We start from the raw sequence: 19,226 nt of genomic DNA, 5'->3' as shown, positions 1-19,226 counted from the left end.
AGGGTGGGGTCAGCGCAAGACGAGTACGGGGATATTGCTGTGCGTGAGCACCTGCTGGGTCTCGCTCCCGAGCAGGATGCGGGAAATGCCCTTGCGGCCGTGCGAGGCCATCACGATGAGGTCGCACTTGTTCTTTTTGGCCGCGGCCATGATGGCCGTGGCGACCAGGTCGGACCTGGCGGTCACGGCCTTGGCGGTGACGCCGACGGCCTCGGCGGACTTCTGCGCCGCGTCGGCGATGGCCTGGCCTTTGCTGGCCCAGTCTTTTTCGATGCGCCCGATTTCCTGCGGCGAGATGGTGGCGCCGCCTTCAAAGTAGCTCATGGGATAACGCGGGACGACGTTGAGCACCACCAGGGTGGCCTCCAGGGATGCCGCAAGGCCTATGGCCTCCTTGACCGCTTTTTTGGAGAGCGTGGAGCCGTCGGTGGCAACAAGAATACGTTTGTACATGGTGGTTCTCCTGTGTTGATGTGCCGCAGTCTAGGAGCGCCCAAGCGCCGCGGGCTTGATCCAGGTCAAGGGTTTCGCCTGCGCCCTGCGTAAGCTCGGTCCATGCAAGCCGCTTCCCCCCTGTTTCACCCTGGCCTTGTGGCGCCCGGCGCCGACAGCACCGGTAAAGCCGGCGCATGGGCCGCGCTGGACGAGCCGGCCGAATGGGAGGGTTTCAGCCGGCCGGTGCCGGGCCGCGAAGGCTGGTGGGAGTCCTGCCTGGCGATCGAGGGCATGCACTGCGCGGCCTGCGCGCTCACGGTCGAGGAGGTGCTCCGCAAGCTGCCCGGTGTGGACACGGTGCAGGTCAACGGCGCCACCGCCACGGCGCGGCTTCAGTGGCAAGCGCTGGGCACGCGTCCTTCGGCCTGGATGGCCGCCTTGCACGAAACCGGTTACGGCGCATTGCCGGCCGGCGACCTGCTACTGGCCGGCAATCGGGTGCGGGCCCAGCGCCTGATGCTGTGGCGCTGGCTGGTGGCCGGCTTCTGCATGATGCAGGTGATGATGTATGCAGCGCCGGCCTACCTGTCGGCGCCCGGCGAGATCACGCCCGACATCCAGGCCTTGCTGGGCTGGGCCTCCTGGGTGCTGACCTTGCCGGTGCTGCTGTTCTCCTGCTGGCCGTTCTTCTCGGCGGCGCTGCGCGACCTGCGGAACCTGCGCATCGGCATGGACGTGCCGGTGGCGCTGGGCGTGCTGATCGCCTTCGGGGCGAGCACGGCCGCGACCTTTGACCCGGCCAGTCCCTGGGGACTGCACGCCTCGTATGACTCGGTGCCCATGTTTGTGTTCTTCCTGCTGTCGGGCCGGCTGCTGGAACAGCGCCTGCGCGATCGCACGGCCGGCGCGCTGGAGGCGCTGATGCGGCGGCTGCCGGACAGCGTGGAGCGGCAGGAGGCCGACGGCAGCTTCCGCGCGGTGGCCGTGCGCCGCCTGGTGGCCGGCGACCTGGTGCGCGTGCTGCCGGGCCAGGCCTTTCCCGCCGACGGGGCGGTGGAGGGTGGCGAAAGCCGCGTCGACCAGTCGCTGCTGACGGGCGAGTCCAAGCCCTTGTTGCGGCGGGTGGGTGACGGTGTCATCGCCGGCAGCCACAACCTCACGGGGGTGCTGCTGGTGCGCGTGCAGCGGGTCGGGCCGCAAACCCGCTACGCCGGGATCGTCGCCCTGATGGAACAGGCTTCGGTCGAGAAACCCGGCCTGGTGCAACTGGTGGACCGCATCGCGGGACCTTTCCTGGTGGCCGTCCTGGTGGCGGCCGCGGCAGCCGCTGCGTGGTGGTGGCCTTTCGGCCAGGCGCATGCCATGGCCGTCGCGGTCTCGGTGCTGATCGTGACCTGCCCCTGCGCCTTGTCGCTGGCAACCCCGGCGGCGATGCTGGCGAGCGCGGGGGCCCTGGCGCGGCGCGGCCTGCTGGTGCGCAAGCTGCAGGCGCTGGAGGGCTGCGCCGCCGTCGACACTGTGATTTTCGACAAGACGGGCACGCTGACGGAAGACCGCATGGAAGTCGTCATGGCCCATGTGCCCGCCGGCGTGAACCGGGATGAGGTGTGTGGCATGGCCGGCGCGCTGGCCCGTCACTCGCTGCACCCGGTTTCACGCGCCGTCGCCGCGCGCTTTCCGGCTGAAGCCTGGGTGGCCAGCGAGGTGGAGGAGGTCGCCGGCCGGGGCTTGCGCGGCAAGGTCGCGAGGCCGGACGGCAGCGGGGCGCGATACCTTTACCTGGGTTCCGCCTTTTTTTGCCGCGCGCCCGCGGGCCGTGAGGGCCCGGTGCTGCAAGCCCACCTGTCGGACGGCGAACATTACCTGGCGGGCTTCGAGCTTGACGAGGCGATACGGCCCGACGCCGCGCAGGCGGTGACGGCCTTGCTCGGGCTCGGCATCCGGGTGCAGCTGCTTTCGGGTGATACCGCCCAGGCCGTGGCCCGCCTGGCGCGCCGGGCCGGTATTGAATGGTGCTTCGGCGAATGCACGCCGGAGGCCAAGCTGGCGCATGTGCGCGGCCTGCAGCGCGAGGGCCACCGGGTCATGATGGTGGGCGACGGCATGAACGACGGGCCGGTGCTGGCCGCGGCCGACGTGTCCATGGCCATGGGCCAGGCCGTCCCGCTGGCCCAGGCCAGGGCGGATTTCATCATGGCCGGCAATCGGCTTCTCAGCGTGGCGGCGCTTGTCGAACAGGCACGGCGCACCCGCTCGGTGGTGCGCCAGAACCTGCTGTGGGCTGCGATCTATAACGCCGCCTGCGTGCCGCTGGCCATCATGGGCTATATGCCGACCTGGCTGGCCGGCTTCGGCATGGCGGCGAGTTCGCTGCTGGTGGTGGCCAATTCCGCGAGGCTGGCGCGCCGCGCATCGGAACACTGAATGGACATCCTGTTCTTACTGATTCCGCTGTCCGTGGTGCTGGCGCTGCTGATCATTGGCGCGCTGGGCTGGGCGGTCTGGCGCGGCCAGTTTGAGGCGCTGGAGCAGGAAGCCGAGCGCATTCTTCACGACGATTGACCTGTATCAAGTGCCGCGCCGCCCGCCGCGCCGACACTTTGAAGCATCAAGACAAAAGGTGCTTCATGAACCAAGAATCGACGCAAGGGATCGCCTATCACGACACGGTGGTTCGCCAGTTCTCGCTGGCGGCCGTGCTCTGGGGTGTGGTGGGCATGGCGGTGGGCCTGTTCATCGCGGCCCAGCTGGCCTGGCCTGAACTGAACTTCGGCATCCCCTGGCTCAGCTACGGCCGGCTCCGGCCCCTGCACACCAATGCGGTGATCTTCGCCTTCGGCGGCTGCGCGCTGATCGGCAGCAGCTACTACGTGGTCCAGCGCACCAGCAGCGTGCCGCTGTTCGCGCCGCGGCTGGCCGCCTTTACCTTCTGGGGCTGGCAGCTGGTCATCGTGGCCGCCGCGATCAGCCTGCCGCTGGGCTACACCACGGGCAAGGAATACGCCGAACTCGAATGGCCCATCGACATCCTGATCACCCTGGTCTGGGTGGCCTATGCGGTGGTGTTTTTCGGCACACTGGGCGTGCGCAAGGTCAGGCACATCTATGTGGCCAACTGGTTTTACGGCGCCTTCATCCTGGCGGTGGCGGTGCTGCACGTGGTCAACAGCGCCGAGGTGCCGGCCGGCTGGATGAAATCGTATTCGGCCTACGCCGGCGTGCAGGACGCCATGGTGCAGTGGTGGTACGGCCACAACGCCGTCGGCTTTTTCCTGACCGCGGGCTTCCTGGGCATGATGTATTACTTCATCCCCAAGCAGGCGGAGCGGCCGGTCTACAGCTACCGCCTGTCCATCGTCCACTTCTGGGCACTGATCTTCACCTATATGTGGGCGGGCCCGCACCACCTGCACTACACCGCCTTGCCCGACTGGACGCAGTCGGTGGGCATGGTCTTCTCGCTGATCCTGCTGGCACCCAGCTGGGGCGGGATGATCAACGGCGTGATGACGCTGTCGGGCGCCTGGCACAAGCTGCGCGAGGACCCCATCCTGCGCTTCCTGATCGTCTCGCTGTCCTTCTACGGCATGAGCACCTTCGAGGGCCCGCTGATGTCCATCAAGACCGTCAACGCGCTGTCCCATTACACCGACTGGACCGTGGGCCACGTGCATTCGGGCGCGCTGGGCTGGGTGGGGCTGATCTCCATGGGCACGCTGTACTACATGATCCCCCGCCTGTTCGGCCAGAAGCAGATGCACTCGGTGCGCGCCATCGAGGTGCATTTCTGGATGGCCACCGTGGGCATCGTGCTCTACATCGCGGCCATGTGGATCGCCGGTGTGATGCAGGGCCTGATGTGGCGCGCCCTGAACACCGACGGGACCCTGACCTACACCTTTGTCGAATCGGTCAAGGCCACCTATCCCTTCTACGTGGTGCGCTTCTTCGGTGGCGTGCTCTACCTGGGCGGCATGCTGGTGATGGCCTGGAATGCCTGGATGACGGTGGCCCGGGGGCGCCCCGCCCGGGTGGCCGTGCCGGCATTGGCTCACGCCTGACAACAGAAAGAACATCCCATGAAAGACGACAACACATCGGCCGCCGGCTTCTCGCACGAGAAGATCGAAACCAACAACTTCCTGATGATCATCCTGATCCTGCTGGTGATCGCCGTGGGCGGCATGGTGGAAATTGTGCCGCTGTTCTTCCAGAAATCGACCACCGCGCCCATCGAAGGCGTCAAGCCCTACGGCGCGCTGCAGCTGGCCGGCCGCGACATCTACCTGCGGGAAGGTTGCTACAACTGCCACTCGCAGATGATCCGGCCCTTCCGCGCCGAGACGCTGCGCTACGGCCACTACTCGGTGGCCGGCGAGTTTGTCTACGACCATCCCTTCCAGTGGGGCAGCAAGCGCACCGGGCCCGACCTGCAGCGCGTGGGCGGCAAGTACACCGACGAATGGCACCGCATCCACCTGAACAACCCGCGCGACGTGGTGCCCGAATCCAACATGCCGGCCTACAGCTGGCTGGAAAAAACCGCCGTCGACCCCGCCGACTCGGCACCGCGCATGACCGCGCTGCGCAGGGTGGGGGTGCCGTACACCGACGCCGAAATCGCCGAGGCCGCTGCCGTGGTGAAGGGCAAGACGGAAATGGACGCCCTCGTGGCCTATCTGCAAGTCATGGGCAAGGCCCTGAAATAAAGGAAAACAGCCATGGACGTCAATACGCTGCGCATCATCGCCACCCTGTTGTGCTTTGCCACCTTTATCGGCCTGCTGGTGTGGGCCTATTCGAGGCGCAACCGCGAGCGCTTTGAAGAGGACGCAAAGATTCCCTTCCTGCAGGACTAGGGGGCCCGCCATGCAGAACCTCTTCACCGGTTTTTTATTCACCGCACAACACATCGGGTGTGAGCCATGAGCGATTTCACCAACAACTTCTGGTCCTGGTATGTGGCCGCGCTGACCCTGGTCGGCATCATCGGCGCGCTGGTGCTGCTGTGGGCCACGGCCCGCAAAAAAATAGTCCCGAGCAGCGACAACACGACAGGCCACGTCTGGGACGAAGACCTGCGCGAGGCCAACAACCCGATGCCGCGCTGGTGGATGTGGCTGTTCGTCCTGACCGTGGTCTATTCGCTGCTCTACCTGATTGCCTACCCGGGCCTGGGCACCTACCCGGGCGAGATGGGCTGGAGCACGCGCGGCGAATACGAAACCGCGATGGCCAGCGCCGACAAGGAACTGGCGCCGCTGTATGCCGGCTTCAGCGCCAAAAGCGCGGACCAGCTCGCGGGCGATGCCAATGCGATGGCGGTGGGCGAGCGCCTCTTCATGAACAACTGCGCCCAATGCCACGGCTCGGACGCGCGCGGCAGCAAGGGCTTTCCCAACCTTGCCGACGGCGACTGGCTGCACGGCGGCTCGGCCGACAAGATCAAGGAAACCCTGACAGGGGGCCGCAAGGGACAGATGCCGCCCATGGCCGCGGCCGTGGGCACGCCTGACGACGTCAGGAATGTGGCGCAGTACGTGCTGAGCCTGTCGGGCGGCCCGCACGATTCGGTGCGCGCCCAGCTCGGCAAGTCGAAATTCACGGCCTGCGCGGCCTGCCACGGCGTGGATGGCAAGGGCAACACGGCCATAGGCGCGCCCAACCTGGCCGACGACATCTGGCTGCATGGCTGGGGCGAGCAGGCCATCGTCGACATCGTCAACAAGGGCAAGACCAACGAGATGCCCGCGCAGGCCGGCAAGCTTACGGAAGCGCAGATCCATGTGCTGACGGCGTATGTCTGGGGACTGTCCAACAAATCCGCATCCGCCGCGGCGAAACTCTGAGGCGACGGTGACCCAGCTTCCCTTGCGCAAAACCATCCCCATCGTGCCGGTGCAGCCGGCCGGGGAGTCCCTGTACGAGGCGCAGAAGAAGATCTACCCGCGCTCGGTCAGCGGGCTGTTCTCGCGCTGGCGCTGGGCCTTTGTCATCCTGACCCAGCTGTTCTTCTATGGGCTGCCGTGGCTGCAGTGGGGGCAGCGCCAGGCCGTGCTGTTCGACCTGGGGGCGCGGCGCTTTTACCTGTTCGGCTATGTGCTGTACCCGCAGGACTTCATCTACCTGACCGGGCTGCTGGTGGCCAGCGCCTTGTCGCTGTTCCTGTTCACGGCGGTGGCGGGCCGCCTGTGGTGCGGCTTTGCCTGCCCGCAGACGGTGTACACCGAAATCTTTCTCTGGATAGAGCGCAAGGTGGAGGGCGATCGCACGGCCAGGCTGCGGCTGGACGGCGCGCCGTTCTCGCTCGAAAAGCTGGTGAAGAAGTGGTTCAAGCACATCCTCTGGATAGGCGTGGCGATGTGGACCGGCTTTACCTTTGTCGCCTATTTCGTGCCGGCCCGCGAGCTGATCCTGCAGTTCCTGCAAACCAAAATGGGCGGCTGGGAAATCTTCTGGGTCTTGTTCTACGGCTTCGCCACCTACGGCAACGCCGGCTTCCTGCGCGAGCAGGTGTGCAAATACATGTGCCCCTATGCGCGCTTCCAGAGCGCGATGTTCGACAAGGACACGCTGATCGTGAGCTACGACCCCGCGCGCGGCGAACCGCGCGGCGCCCGCTCGCGCCATGCCGACATCAGCGCGCTGTCGCTGGGTTCCTGCGTGGACTGCACCCTGTGCGTGCAGGTCTGCCCGACCGGCATCGACATCCGCGAGGGCCTGCAGTACGAGTGCATAGGCTGCGCGGCCTGCGTGGACGTGTGCGACGGCGTGATGGACAAGATGGGCTACGCGCGCGGCCTGATCCGTTTCACCACCCAGAACGCGCTGGCCGGGAAATGGAACGCTTCACGCGTGCTGCGCCGGGTGCTGCGGCCGCGCGTGCTGGTGTACACGACGCTGCTGGGCGTTCTGTGCCTGGCCTTGCTGTGGAGCCTGATGGCGCGCATGCCGCTGAAAGTGGACGTGGTGCGGGACCGCGCGGCACTGTCGCGCATCGCGGCCGGCGGGCGGCTGGAAAACGTTTACCGCCTGCAAATCATGAATGCCACGGAGCAGGCGCAGCGCTACAGCATCGCGGCGGCCGGGCTGGAGGGCCTGGCGGTCGCCTCCGAGGCCGAGGTCAAGGTCGGCCCCACCGAATCGCGCTGGGTCGCGGTGCGGCTGCAGATTCCCTATGGTTCGGCCGAGGCCGGCTCGCATCCCATCGTGTTCCGCGTGGGCGATGAAAGCGGGCGCGCCCACGTCGAAGAAAAGTCCGTGTTCCTTGTTCCGAGATGATCGCGATGAAAGGCCTCCCATGAATACCATTCCTACCCAAGCCTCTCCCTGGTGGAGGCACGGCCACGTCTGGCTGGTGATTTCCGGCCCCGCGCTGGTGGTGGTCGCGGGGATCATCACCGCTTTCCTCGCCGTCAAATATCCGGACGCCGTGATCATCGGCCAAAAGCCGGCGCGGGTCTCGCGCAGCGGCGAGCCGGGCCAGCCCAGGGCCCTGGCCCCGGCCCTGGAAGGGCGCAACCACGCGGCCACCCCCGACAAGGCCGTGCAGCCCTGACCGCCCGCTACCCTAAAAAAAGGAGGCCATGTGATGTCAGCCAACAAGATACTGGGCATTGCCTGGCCGGCCTTCCTGGCGGCCTGCCTGCTGGAACTGCTGCTGTTCGGGTTGTTCGACCCTGAAGAGATGCTCAGGAATGGGCAACCGGCGGGACTCTCGCGGCTGGCGTTCCAGACGGCCGTCTTTTTTGTGTTCTGGTTCGCCTGCGCGGCCTCCAGCGCCTTGACGGTGCTGCTGACCGGGCCCGCGCCGGTGACGGGGACGGCGGCCTCACGCCGGACGCGGCTGGAGCCGGCCGATCCGCCTCATCCGCCATATCCGCCGCATGAGGACTGAAGCCGGCACAGGCGCGCCGGCTTCCGGAACAGGGCAGGGCGGTAAGATCGGCCCCTCACTCCCGAACTGCGCCATGTCCCTCTTTCCCCACATAGGCGATGCGGTGCCAAAGCACCGGCGCTCCACGGCCGTCGTGCTGGCCGTGATGGCCACGCTCACGCTGCTGGCCGCGATCCATCTCGCGTCCAACCCGCAATCGCAACCTGGCTTGCCCCTGGTCGCGGCGCTGGCCGCCGCCACTTGCGGCATGGCCTGGCTGATCGCCGGGCGCGATGCGGCCCGGGCGCGGGCCGGCAAACAAGCACTGGAGGGCGCGGATGCGAGGCTCGCCGGCCTGCTGGACTCGGCCATGGACGCCATCATCACCGTGGACAGCGAGCAGAACGTGATCCTCTACAACAAGGCCGCCGAAAAGATCTTCGGCTGGCCCACGCGCGAGATGCTGGGCCAGCCGCTCACGCGCCTGATCCCGCGGCGGCACCAGGGCGCGCACGGTGACCAGGTCAAACGATTCGGCCAGACCGGCACGACCTCGCGGCGCATGGGCGACGGCACGGTGCTCTACGGGCTCAGGGCCGGCGGCGAGGAGTTCCCGCTGGAAGCCTCGATCTCGCAGCTGGATACCGCGCACGGCAAGCTTTACACCGTCATCCTGCGCGACGTGACCGAGCGCGTGCGCGCCGGCGAGGAACTGAGCGCCTTCGCCTCGGCGGCGCACGCCATCCGTGAAAGCGAAAAAACCCGGATCGCGCGCGAGCTGCATGACGAACTCGCGCAGTCGCTGACGGCCATCAAGATGGATGCCACCTGGGTCCGGGAGGCCCTGCCGCGCGACGCGGATGCCGTGCGGGCCAAACTCGACGACATGCTGGGCCTGCTGGACACGACCGTCGCCGCCACGCGCCGCATCGCCTCGGACCTGCGGCCGCTGCTGCTCGACGACCTGGGCCTGGTGCCGGCCATCCAGTGGCTGACCCACAACTTCAGCCAGCGCCACGGCGTGCCATGCCGGCTCTCGCTCGATGAAGACGTGGAGCTCGGCGAACCTTATGCCACGGCGGTATTCCGCATCGTGCAGGAGTCGCTGGTCAACGTGGCCAAGCACGCCGGCGCGTCGCGGGTCGACGTGCGCATTGAAAGAACCGCCGCGGCGGTGATCCTCGAGGTCGCCGATGACGGCGCGGGTTTTGCCTTGGGCGCGCCGCGCAAGACCAGTTCGCTGGGCCTCATGGGCTTGCGCGAGCGGGCCCGGCTGCTGCAGGGGACGGTGGAGATCGACACGGCGCCGGGCCGCGGCACCCGCGTTCGCGTGGTGATTCCGGTGCCCGAAACAACCGAAACGGGAGACACCCCATGATCAGGATTGTGATTGCCGACGATCACGCCATCGTGCGCGAGGGCCTCAAGCGCATCGTGTCGTCCATCGCGGACATGGAGGTCGCGGGCGAGGCCGGAAACGGCACGGAGGTCATGCAGCGCGTGCGCGAGCTGGCCTTCGACGTGCTGGTGCTGGACCTGTCCATGCCCGGCCGCAGCGGCATGGAACTGATCAAGCTGGCCCGCGCCGAGAAGCCGCAGTTGCGCATTCTGGTGCTGAGCATGCACCAGGAGCTGCAATACGCGGTGCGGGCCATCAAAAACGGCGCCAGCGGTTACCTGACCAAGGAAAGTGCGCCGGACCAATTGGAGCAGGCGATACGCAAGGTAGCCTCGGGCGGCGCCTTCATCAGCGCCGAGGTGGCCGAACAGCTGGCGCTGGGCGCGATGCCCGGCAGCGCGGTGGTTCCGCATGAGAGCCTTTCCAACCGCGAGTTCGAGGTGCTGCAGCTGCTGGTGGCCGGTGTTTCCCTGACGGACATTGGCACCCGGCTGAACCTGTCGGTCAAGACCGTCAGCACCCACAAAACCAACCTCATGCAAAAAATGGGCTTGCAGAACCAGAACGAGCTGATCCGCTACGCGCTCAAGCATGGGCTGGCCGAGCCCCTGGATCCCTGAGGCCGCCACTGCCGCGGAAAGCGCATGGTGTTGACCAGGGTCAACACGGCTGTCGATGCATCGCCTTAGAGTCAGGGCATTGAAACTCTGAACCGGAGGCGCCATGGGCAACGAACTCAAACAACTGCTGGTCCACGCCGATGCCTCGCCGCAGTTCGCGCAACGCCTTGAATTTGCCTGTCGGCTTGCAGCCCTGCACGGCGCCGGCATCACGGCGCTGTATGCCTCGCCTTCGGCCTCGGAGGCGCTTCCCGTCACCTCAGGCATGGGTACTGGCCTCGCTGTCAGGCGGGACAACACCCAGGACACCGAGCTGGCACGCGCGAGATCGGTGTTTGAGCAACTCAGGCCGGCCGGCTTGCCGGCCACCTGGGCTGAAATCCACGCGTTCCCGCTGGCCCCGGCTTTCGCGGAGCAGGCGCTGTATGCGGACCTGCTGGTGCTGGGCCAGCACGGCCCGGGGGAGGGCTGGTCCACGCTGATGCCGGCGGATTTTCCGGAAACGGTGATCGCCTTGAGCGGGCGGCCCGCGCTGGTGCTTCCCTATACCTCGGCCAGGCCCGGTTTGCCGGGCCGTGTGGTGATCGCCTGGAAGCCCAGCCCGGGAGCCGCGCGCGCCGTGGCGGCGGCGCTGCCCTTGCTGCGCCAGGCCAGCGCAGTGCACATCCTGAGCTGGGGCGCCGACGCAGCGGCCGGCGCCGGAGGCCCGAACATCGTGTCCCACCTGCAGGCCCATGGCGTCAAGGCCGGCTGGCAGCGGGAAGATGTGGAACCCGAAAACCTCGGTGAACTGCTGCTCTCGCGCGCCTTCGACCTGCAGGCGGACCTGCTGGTGATGGGCTGCTACGGCCATACCCGCGCGCATGAATGGGTGCTGGGCGGCGCCTCCCGGACCGTGCTCAAAAGCATGACGCTGCCGGTACTGATGGCGCACTAGGCGTCCGGGCGGCAGAAGGAGCATCTGCTGCAGCCACTCACGCCGAGCACTAACAAGATTTATTCGGGCCAGGAATGAAATTAGTTTGAGAGTTCAAGCTGCGGCACTTTAGAGACAGTTACGGACAGCTTGTACTCGCAGAGTTCGACGTCCCTGATGCTGGCGCAAGCCAAGCGCAGGTCATCGGAGATGCTGCGGCAAACGATGATGCCTCGCACGCGCTGGCCAGGTTCAGCCAGCTCTTTGCGAACCCAGTTGATGTACCTGAGCAACTGACCGACAACGCGGTCGTAACCGCGTGAGACTTTCAGCTCCAGAACAACAAAAGTGCCGGACTTGTCCAGCGCCAGGATGTCAATGCGCCGGCCGCCGCCGGCTTCGTACTCGATGCCACGAATGTCTTCATCCTCGTAGAGCTTCAATCCTGGTTCGATGCATTCAAGGTTTTCAGCAAGATAGCGCTGCAAGTCTTTCTCAAGGAGAAATTCCGAGGAACCTGGTGCAGCCTCCTCACCTTCCTCCTCCTCGTCGACGGCCACAGACGCCTCCTGGCGAGCCACATCGCCGGCAACCATGTCATGGATTGGTGCAGGATCCTTCCCAGGCTCATAAAGGCGGTATTGCCCGGAGGCCACTTTGAACAAGATGTCATCGGTTTCGTTCGTGGCCGGGTGATGAAGCCGGCTAACGTCGTTCGTTGCCGCCTGGACCAGGTGCGCACGAATGCTGCCCGATTTCAATTTTGGGTAATTCGCGGCGAACCATTCGACGGCCTGGGCGATCGTGAAAACTTGCCCAGGCTTCAAGACCCACTCCTGCAGCATGTCTTTGAGCAGCGCTCGGGTGGGTTTTTCGTAAATTTGTTGGCCCATGTGGATTCCCATGAAATGAGGTTCAGGAAGTGGAGGCCGGGGTTTTCCAATAGCCCGTCCTCTCGCACCAATCTTTGTAATCAACGCGCAGTGCCGGCAGCAATTCCTTCATGCTAGGTATTTCGTGGCGTTTGCCAAGCGAGTCCTCGATCAACATCCGCTCGAAGTCGAAAGTGTCGTCTTCGTCGATGCCGACAGCATCGAACTCATTCTTACCTCGCGGCAGATGGGTAACCTTGAAGGTCTTGAATTCGTGCTCCCCAAGCTTGATGCCTGTGTCTTCATAGGTGAGCTGGACCCCGCTTCCAGCGCCAGCCGAGTCCTTTCCCCAAAGCATGACAAGGAATGCTGGTCTCCTTCCTTCGTTCACAACCTTAACCTCGATATAGCCCGGGGCCTGATCAGACTGATACCGCCGTGCCTCGATCCTGAGTTTCGGGCGGTCACGCAAATACCCACGAACTGAGAAGTTGAGGCTCGCCAACGATGCAGCCAAAGCAGCTATAGAAATCCAGTGCGTAGGGGTTAGAGTTGCCAGGGTGGTCATGATCGTGTTGAGCATGCATCGGAGCGTACCAAACAAACCACAGCGAGAAAATATTTTCCGTGAACCCATGTGCACGGCCGTGACCTGGCGTGACTTCGGATGATCCAGCGTGATGCGCCCGGGAAAAGTGAGACTAGATGCCCGCGCCACAAAACGCCGTCGTGACGCCATCATTCAGTTTGGCGCGCTGTTGCGCCGTAAGGAACCTAAATGCTTTTTACCTTTGAGACCCGTACCAGAGAAGAAATTGCTCTGGAAATCCTGCTGCAGGCACGCCGCAATGAGCGCATGACTGGTCTTTGGCCAAAAACCGAGCCCTGCATCATGGCGGACCAACTACCAGGTGGGCATGGCCTGGATCTGAACTGGCGCCTGATCATCCCCTATGGGTGCAGTGAAGATCTTTCGGCGGCGCTCCATGACGCAGCAGCCGCGGTGCAGGTCAAATGGCGTCTGCAGCTGCCCTTTCTCGGCTCGAGTGCGACCGCAGGCTAGTTGTTCGCAACGACGAAGCGAGCATGGACCTGCTTCCAGAGGTCCGGGGCTGTCAGAATCTACAGACGAATCTTTTCTGCCTGATTCCGCTGCTCAATTGAGGCGATTTGTCGCGCACCCAGGGTGATCTACACAAGGCTCAAGAAGAGGTGCGGGGCCTGCGCCCGCTCAAGGATGAACTGGGGTTTGCGCAAAGGCGCGCCGAGGAATTGGGTCGGCGCCTGGTCGAGCAAGACGCGGCCGTCCAGCAGCTCAGTGCCTCGAACAAGAAGTTGCTCGCCAAGGTCGACGAACTGCTCACCGCAAAGCAGCAGTTGCAAGTGGCGCTGGCGACGGCTAGGTCATCCGTCACGGCGCAAGAGCAGCTGGTGGCCAACATGTTGGAGCGCTTCAGCGCGACGGCGTTTGATCCTGAATTGGCTGCGAAAATCCGCCTGAAGGGGCCAGCCAATCGGTTAATAGGGATTCAAAAAAATCAACAGAGACGGGGACTTAGGCCTGTTTGCGCGGAATTCCCAGGAATCACGGCCAACCTCTCATCCTCTTGCTCGGGCTGTACTCGTCCATATTGAGGAGGCGGTTGCCACACTGTCCGCCTAGAATCGATTTGTGGGGTTTGCTCTCCATTTTTATCGAGCTGAACGAAACTCACAAACAACGTTATGTTAGCCGTTATCCCATGGAAGCAGACTTCAAGTTTCATCGTCAGCTCATAACAGTTGCGCAGCATCAGTTCAAGCTGGCAGTAGCGGTGCGCGCGCATTGCACGAGCTCACAACCTAAGAATGCGTTTGCGTATCTGGATACTCTCTCGTTCGGAAAGCACGTTGCGCATTCGAAAGAACTATCGCCAACACAGGATGAAGAGCAGTTCGCGGCGGCGGCGCTGGAGCACTCCGCCACCTATATCATGGCGGTTCAGATCGATACGGCTCTACAGCCTGTCTTTCCCCAGCGTCTATCGCATCTGCGTGAAGATGTTCAGCAGTCAGCGTGGATAGCACGGCTGATTCGTAATGCATTCGCACACGATCCACTCAACCCAGTGTGGCTCACGTATCCGGAGTGCGAGAACCAGATTTTCTCAGTCCAAGAAATCATCACACTGAATACCGCCCAACTCAAAGGCAAGGTATTGCAGCGCATGGACTATGGCGGTCCATTGGCCCTTCTTGGCGCAGCCTTTTGGGCACCCCTTATGACTTATGGCAAACGTTAGGCGTCACAAACACAATCTCCCCGAAGGCACATCCATGGACATACTCGGACTTAAGCCCAATGAGCTCGCGGCCATCGTTTTCGGAATCGTGGGCATGATATTTGGCCTGATCTCATATAGACGTTCGAAGCACAGTGAGTCTCTGGCCAACGAAGGCAATGAGCGAGCAAGGCGTGCCGAAGAAAGAACGGAGCGCAACGAGTTACAAGCGCGAGAACTCGCCTTCGCCCAACGAAAGCGCGAGGCGCTCAAGACACTAATTGAAGGTGAGGCCGCAATTCTGGCTGCCCGACGCAAGATGCGTGCGTTGAGTTCTACAGCATTGGAGGTGGGCGCCGCGGAGGTCATTCAGCCGGCCGAGGGCTTCGCCACTTCCTATGAAACATCTCTGACGGGCCTCAAGGGGGTGCGACAGATGATAGAGTCTATGAACTCCTCCGGCCGGTCACACGAGGAACTTCTGATGCTCATCGAATCCAACATGGCCAAGTTGGAGAAGCTGTATGACTCCAAGTTACTGGCGGAGGAAATCGGCTCATTCACGGACGAAGCTGAACGCAGCATTCGGCTGCATTCCGTGCAACGCGAAGTAGCACGTCAGCTAAAGCAACCGCCCGCGACCGGAACGTAATCGACTCTCCCGGCCGCGTGAGACAGTGACGCCTAGCGGCCTTACGGACTAAGGAGACGAGGTGAAACCAAGCATATTCACGCCCAACATCGAGCGTGTAAAAAAGTTGGACGCGCGCGAAGCGACGCACCTTGTGCGGGATTTGCTGTATTGCGGCGCGCTGCCCATGCGCCTGAGCGAGGTGGTCATCTCCGAACGCATCAACGCGAAAGATGGTGGTATCGACGCGAAAGTGATCGCGGAAGCAGCGGTTCAGGGAGGACCGGCGGTCTCATTCCACTTTCAGATCAAGTCTGGCGACTCGTTCGAACCCTGGCAGGAAGCGGTCGCGCGCAAGGAAATTTTCGGCAAATCCAATGTCACCGCCTCCAAAGACCGCCTTGGAGCCGCCGTCAAGCGGTGCCTGGACACCAATGGCGTCTACGTGCTCGTCGCGTCCGGCCATGACCTGCTCCCGGAGGAGCATTCAAAGGCCGAGGCGCACCTTCGAAAAGCATTCGCTGATTGTGGCTATCTTAATGCGGAGGTCAAAGTTTGGGGCGCCGGCAAACTCACCTCACTGCTGCGCTTATACCCATCGCTGAGCCTCGAATTGAATGGTATCAAGGATGGTGAGTTCGAGACAGTGAGGCAGTGGGGAGCGCGCGCGGACCTCGGCGGCGTTCTTGCCATCGGCGACGCTCAAAAGCGCTTCATGAAGCGGCTGGCGGATATCTTGAGGGGGGACACCATCCAGCACGCACGCGTAATTGGAGAGCCAGGATGCGGCAAGACGCGCCTTGTGCTCGAAACCATCCGAGGATCCGACGACTTGGCCGCGCGCTGTGTGTATGTCGCGAGCTCCGCCGCTCTGCTTAGAAGCGGCTCACTCTTGACCGAGCTTATCAATGAAGAGCGCGGCTACTGGACGATATTGGTTGTCGACGAGTGCGACGAAGTCGACCGGGCGACCATTTACAACGTCATCAAGGGCAAGCAGCGTATCAAGCTCGTCACCATCGACCACGGCCCGGAAGTGAGCCGCGACACCTCAATGGAAACCATTGAATTTCCTAAGCTTGGCGACAAAGAAATCGGCGAAATCCTGGGCACGTATCTAGTCGGCTCTGGCGACCTCCACAATTGGACTGAATGGTGCAAAGGGTCCGCGCGCTCTGCGCACGTTCTCGGGGAAAACTTGGCGCTGCACCCCGAGGACATCCTCAAATCTCCCGCGACTGTCAATGTGTGGGAGCGTTTCGTAATAGGCTACAAACGCGCTGACAGCCCTGAGGCGCAACGCTTGCTCACGGAGATGCGCCACATCGCACTGTTCAGCAAGTTTGGCTTCAAAAAGCCGGTCCACGCCGAAGGCAAGTTCGTCGGCAAGCTCGCCAAGCGCGTAGATGGGTCAATCACAAAGGGCGCCTTTGAGAGGGACGTTGCCAAATTCGTCAAGCGTCGCATCCTTCAAGGCGACCGCACATTGCGCATCGTGCCACAAGCGCTCCACGTCCACTTGTGGCGCGAGTGGTGGAGCAACTACGGCATCACGGCGAACTTGAACGAGTTGCTCAAAGAGCTTCCCGAGTCGTTACTCTCCTGGTTCACGAACATGATGCGCTACGCGAACGGCTCGCCGGAAGCGCAGGCGGCCGTCAAGGAGTTGCTCGATGATCCGAAGAGCCCCTTCGCCAAACGAAAGTTCTTGCGTTCCGATCGGGGATCCCGCTTCCTCTCCGCCCTGGCCGAGGCCGATCCAGCATCGACACTCGCGCTGCTTGAACGCACCACGGATGTGTGGATCGCGCCGACGGACCCCTATCTCGGACAATCCCAGGATTTTGTCTTCGCCATCGAACGAATCGCAGTGTGGGCTCCGCATTTCACGCGCGCGGCCGAGCTCCTCGTCAAGTTGGCCGCGATTGAGAAATCCAGCTACGACAACAATGCGCGGGGTACGCTTCGAAAATTGTTTGGTATTGCGGGCGCTCCTTCCCAGGCCAATCCGATGGTGCGCATCGAATTCATCGCCCGGCTGTTCGGATCCGCTGAATCGTTCGAGCGCAAGCTCGGCCTTGAACTCTGCGGAAAAATATTAGAGACGCGTGGAGGAACGCGCGTGATCGGTGTGGAATATCAAGGTCTGCTACCGACCATACGGCTCTGGGCACCTAAGATTTGGGAAGATCTCTACACCCCGTGGAGGGCGGCGTTGGCGATGCTTCTCGAGCAGGCGAATTCGTTCGATCCGCAATGGCAGCACGAGGTGTCGCGCGAGATCATCCGCGGGTGCTTTGGTTTAATGGGGCACGCCCCCCTCGTTTCGCTGTTGCTCCGCACCCTTGAGGGTCAACTCATGCTGCCAGGTGCGGACCACGAGGCACTTGTCAAGGCGCTGCTTCACTTCGAGAGATTTCCTCTCGCCAAACCCACGCAGGCGACCAAAAGGCGGCTTACCAAGCTACTTGGAACCCTATCCAATGGGTCCTATGAGCGCAGATTCGCACGCTTCGTCGAGTATGAAACTTACGATGAAAACTACACCGTCTCGAAATCCGGCGAGCACGCGGACTCACCGCTCCCAACAAAGCGCGTGGAGACGCTGGTCCGCGAGATGCTGTCCAGCCCTGAGATTGCCGCTAGCCATTTGGACCATGCCATTCAATCGCAGGGGCACAGGATTCGCATATTTGGGCACCATATTGGCAAACTGTCCGACTCGGATTTTCGTTCCCTCGCGATACAACGAGCCAAATCCTTGGGAGCTGCAGGTGGGGGCGGCTTCATTGTTGGCTTTTTGGACGGCACCAGGGAAGTGGATCCTGCCGACGCGGACGCGATCGCGCTGGACCTCCTAGCCGGTCGCGCCCCAGCCGATTGGAAAATTGCGGCGACGGTCCAGTCTGGTGTTTCGCGGGCGATGATACCCAAACTCGTCAAGCTCGCGAAGACCGCTCCGCCAGCGCTTTTCGTGCATGTCGGATATCAAGTGAAACAGGCTGTCTTACCGCCGGATGAGGTCGAAGCTCTCCTTCGCTCACTGCTGCGCAACAAGTCGCTCATCGCCGCCGACGTCGCGCTCGGCATCGGCTTCTACTGGTTCGGGAGGTTGTCGGGTCCACAGTGCGCGGAGCGCCTGCACTGGAAGCTGGTGACGGACCATCGCCTCTTCGGCGACAACATGCGCCAAAACTCCCATCAATGGGAGGCTATGGCGAAAGCATTCAGGGGACGCTTTCCGAATCTAGAGGTCAACCTGCTTGCGGCGCTTCTAAATCCCAAGAAACGACAGTCCTACGCCGCCGCCTCCGAGACGTTCGGCATCTTAGGTGCAATATGCGCGGCGAAACCCGAAGAGTCTTGGGAAATCGTCGCTGCTGCGCTGGAAGGAAAGTCGCATGCATGGACCGTTTCGCATTGGCTGGGAGGTGGCATGCGAGACGATGCGTCCCCTACGCCGATCGAGGCATTTTCAGCAGAACGCATATTCAATTGGATTGACAAGTCACCGCGTGAGCGCATTGCCCGCGCACTCGACTTCATCCCGAAAACTCTGACCTCTCCCGGCGGCGATCTCACCGCAGCTTTCATCGAGAGGTATGGCTCCACGAAAGGCTTCAACGACGCGCTCGCGTTTCGATTCGGCCTGGGCACTTACAGCGGCCCTCCGTCCGAGCATCACGCGGCACAGCGAGAGCAGGCGATTAAATGGGCCGGCGCGACTGCGTCAATCAAAGTGAAGGCCTTTTTGGACGCCTACATCGGGGAGCTCACGAAGCTTATCGATCGGGAGAGGATGCACGAGGAACGGAGCTGATTTTCTGAAGCTCCGAGCAAGCTGAGCGTGGCGAGGTCGGCTTTCAGGAAATGAGCCTGAGATACACAGCGGGGAGTTTCCCTCGCTTGAGTCCAGGAGGCCTTAAGCGGTCGCTCCCCGGGGGAGTGCGATGGCATCGAATAACATTTTGGATTTTTATTACTTTTTCGCTGAAATATCATTTTGCCCCGTATCTCGGCACATCCCGCCTGGCCACCCGGGTCAACGAGGAAGCCGAAGAACGGGTCACTGCGGCGCAGGCTAGGCACCCCGAACAGCTGAGCCAGCAGCAGCAACCCGCCGCGACCCTGAAAATCGAGGCGCTGTTCACACGCCAGCCTGCTGGAGCGTTTTAGTGTGCTGGCGCCTGATCCTGAATTGGTTGCGAAAACCCGA

20 protein-coding genes are annotated in these 19,226 nt (G+C 63.0%); 17 read left to right on the top strand and 3 right to left on the bottom strand.

From position 1 onward, the window contains the following. Nucleotides 1–9: 9 nt before the first annotated feature. Nucleotides 10–453: a universal stress protein gene (locus AC1D1F_RS09340; RefSeq protein WP_477696962.1), complete on the bottom strand. Its 444-nt coding sequence runs from the start codon at nt 451–453 to the stop codon at nt 10–12. A 102-nt stretch (nt 454–555) separates the two neighbouring features. Between AC1D1F_RS09340 and AC1D1F_RS09335 the strand changes: the two genes are divergently transcribed. The 12 genes from AC1D1F_RS09335 to AC1D1F_RS09280 all read left to right on the top strand — a co-directional run bounded on the left by AC1D1F_RS09335 (nt 556) and on the right by AC1D1F_RS09280 (nt 11,267). Beyond that, nucleotides 556–2,859 (top strand): heavy metal translocating P-type ATPase, encoded by a 2,304-nt coding sequence (locus AC1D1F_RS09335; protein ID WP_477696961.1) that lies wholly within the window; start codon nt 556–558, stop codon nt 2,857–2,859. Next, on the top strand, nt 2,860–2,997 hold the full coding sequence (gene ccoS / locus AC1D1F_RS09330; protein ID WP_436154659.1) for a cbb3-type cytochrome oxidase assembly protein CcoS: 138 nt from the start codon (nt 2,860–2,862) through the stop codon (nt 2,995–2,997). A gap of 65 nt (nt 2,998–3,062) precedes the next feature. Continuing rightward, nucleotides 3,063–4,496: a cytochrome-c oxidase, cbb3-type subunit I gene (ccoN, locus tag AC1D1F_RS09325; RefSeq protein WP_477700708.1), complete on the top strand. Its 1,434-nt coding sequence runs from the start codon at nt 3,063–3,065 to the stop codon at nt 4,494–4,496. Nucleotides 4,497–4,514: 18 nt separating this feature from the next. Then, entirely contained in the window at nt 4,515–5,144 is a 630-nt protein-coding gene (gene ccoO / locus AC1D1F_RS09320; RefSeq protein WP_477700707.1) for a cytochrome-c oxidase, cbb3-type subunit II, read from the top strand. A 12-nt stretch (nt 5,145–5,156) separates the two neighbouring features. Beyond that, nucleotides 5,157–5,294: a cbb3-type cytochrome oxidase subunit 3 gene (locus AC1D1F_RS09315; protein WP_477651796.1), complete on the top strand. Its 138-nt coding sequence runs from the start codon at nt 5,157–5,159 to the stop codon at nt 5,292–5,294. 66 nt (nt 5,295–5,360) lie between these two features. Then, complete coding sequence (ccoP, locus tag AC1D1F_RS09310) at nt 5,361–6,284, top strand: cytochrome-c oxidase, cbb3-type subunit III (protein WP_477679133.1); 924 nt, start codon at nt 5,361–5,363, stop codon at nt 6,282–6,284. 7 nt (nt 6,285–6,291) lie between these two features. Continuing rightward, nucleotides 6,292–7,716, top strand: a complete 1,425-nt coding sequence (ccoG, locus tag AC1D1F_RS09305; RefSeq protein WP_477696958.1) for a cytochrome c oxidase accessory protein CcoG — start codon at nt 6,292–6,294, stop codon at nt 7,714–7,716. A gap of 19 nt (nt 7,717–7,735) precedes the next feature. After that, nucleotides 7,736–7,993: a nitrogen fixation protein FixH gene (locus AC1D1F_RS09300; protein WP_477678756.1), complete on the top strand. Its 258-nt coding sequence runs from the start codon at nt 7,736–7,738 to the stop codon at nt 7,991–7,993. A gap of 33 nt (nt 7,994–8,026) precedes the next feature. Continuing rightward, nucleotides 8,027–8,332 (top strand): hypothetical protein, encoded by a 306-nt coding sequence (locus AC1D1F_RS09295; protein WP_477678755.1) that lies wholly within the window; start codon nt 8,027–8,029, stop codon nt 8,330–8,332. Between the two features lie 73 nt (nt 8,333–8,405). After that, the gene (locus tag AC1D1F_RS09290; RefSeq protein WP_477700706.1) at nt 8,406–9,689 is read left to right on the top strand and encodes a PAS domain-containing sensor histidine kinase; all 1,284 of its coding nucleotides are present in this window, start codon (nt 8,406–8,408) and stop codon (nt 9,687–9,689) included. Beyond that, nucleotides 9,686–10,330, top strand: coding sequence for a response regulator (locus AC1D1F_RS09285; protein WP_477678753.1), 645 nt, complete (start codon nt 9,686–9,688; stop codon nt 10,328–10,330). The genes AC1D1F_RS09290 and AC1D1F_RS09285 overlap by 4 nt, the downstream gene beginning before the upstream one ends. A gap of 103 nt (nt 10,331–10,433) precedes the next feature. Then, complete coding sequence (locus tag AC1D1F_RS09280) at nt 10,434–11,267, top strand: universal stress protein (protein WP_477678752.1); 834 nt, start codon at nt 10,434–10,436, stop codon at nt 11,265–11,267. An 80-nt stretch (nt 11,268–11,347) separates the two neighbouring features. Here AC1D1F_RS09280 and AC1D1F_RS09275 read toward each other — a convergent pair whose 3' ends face one another. Both AC1D1F_RS09275 and AC1D1F_RS09270 read right to left on the bottom strand, forming a co-directional pair. After that, entirely contained in the window at nt 11,348–12,139 is a 792-nt protein-coding gene (locus tag AC1D1F_RS09275) for an endonuclease NucS domain-containing protein (RefSeq protein WP_477696542.1), read from the bottom strand. A 22-nt stretch (nt 12,140–12,161) separates the two neighbouring features. Then, entirely contained in the window at nt 12,162–12,701 is a 540-nt protein-coding gene (locus tag AC1D1F_RS09270; protein ID WP_477679063.1) for a hypothetical protein, read from the bottom strand. Between the two features lie 195 nt (nt 12,702–12,896). On the opposite strand from AC1D1F_RS09270, the gene AC1D1F_RS09265 reads away from it, so the two are divergent. The 5 genes from AC1D1F_RS09265 (at nt 12,897) to AC1D1F_RS09245 (ending at nt 18,830) form a co-directional block, all read left to right on the top strand. Next, nucleotides 12,897–13,181 carry a hypothetical protein gene (locus AC1D1F_RS09265; protein ID WP_477679064.1) on the top strand — a complete coding sequence of 95 codons (285 nt, stop codon included), beginning with the start codon at nt 12,897–12,899 and terminating at the stop codon, nt 13,179–13,181. A gap of 107 nt (nt 13,182–13,288) precedes the next feature. After that, a complete protein-coding gene (locus AC1D1F_RS09260) occupies nt 13,289–13,753 on the top strand; it encodes a hypothetical protein (RefSeq protein ID WP_477679065.1) in 465 nt (154 codons plus the stop codon). A gap of 107 nt (nt 13,754–13,860) precedes the next feature. Beyond that, nucleotides 13,861–14,400 carry a hypothetical protein gene (locus AC1D1F_RS09255; protein ID WP_477700705.1) on the top strand — a complete coding sequence of 180 codons (540 nt, stop codon included), beginning with the start codon at nt 13,861–13,863 and terminating at the stop codon, nt 14,398–14,400. Nucleotides 14,401–14,434: 34 nt separating this feature from the next. Beyond that, complete coding sequence (locus AC1D1F_RS09250; RefSeq protein WP_477696543.1) at nt 14,435–15,031, top strand: hypothetical protein; 597 nt, start codon at nt 14,435–14,437, stop codon at nt 15,029–15,031. Between the two features lie 61 nt (nt 15,032–15,092). Beyond that, nucleotides 15,093–18,830 carry a hypothetical protein gene (locus AC1D1F_RS09245; protein WP_477700704.1) on the top strand — a complete coding sequence of 1,246 codons (3,738 nt, stop codon included), beginning with the start codon at nt 15,093–15,095 and terminating at the stop codon, nt 18,828–18,830. Nucleotides 18,831–19,226: the final 396 nt, after the last annotated feature.

It is taken from the genome of Polaromonas sp. P1_H6 (assembly GCF_056405195.1).
Note: the sequence above shows the minus strand (reverse complement) of the source record. Positions and strands in the feature narration are given on the sequence as shown.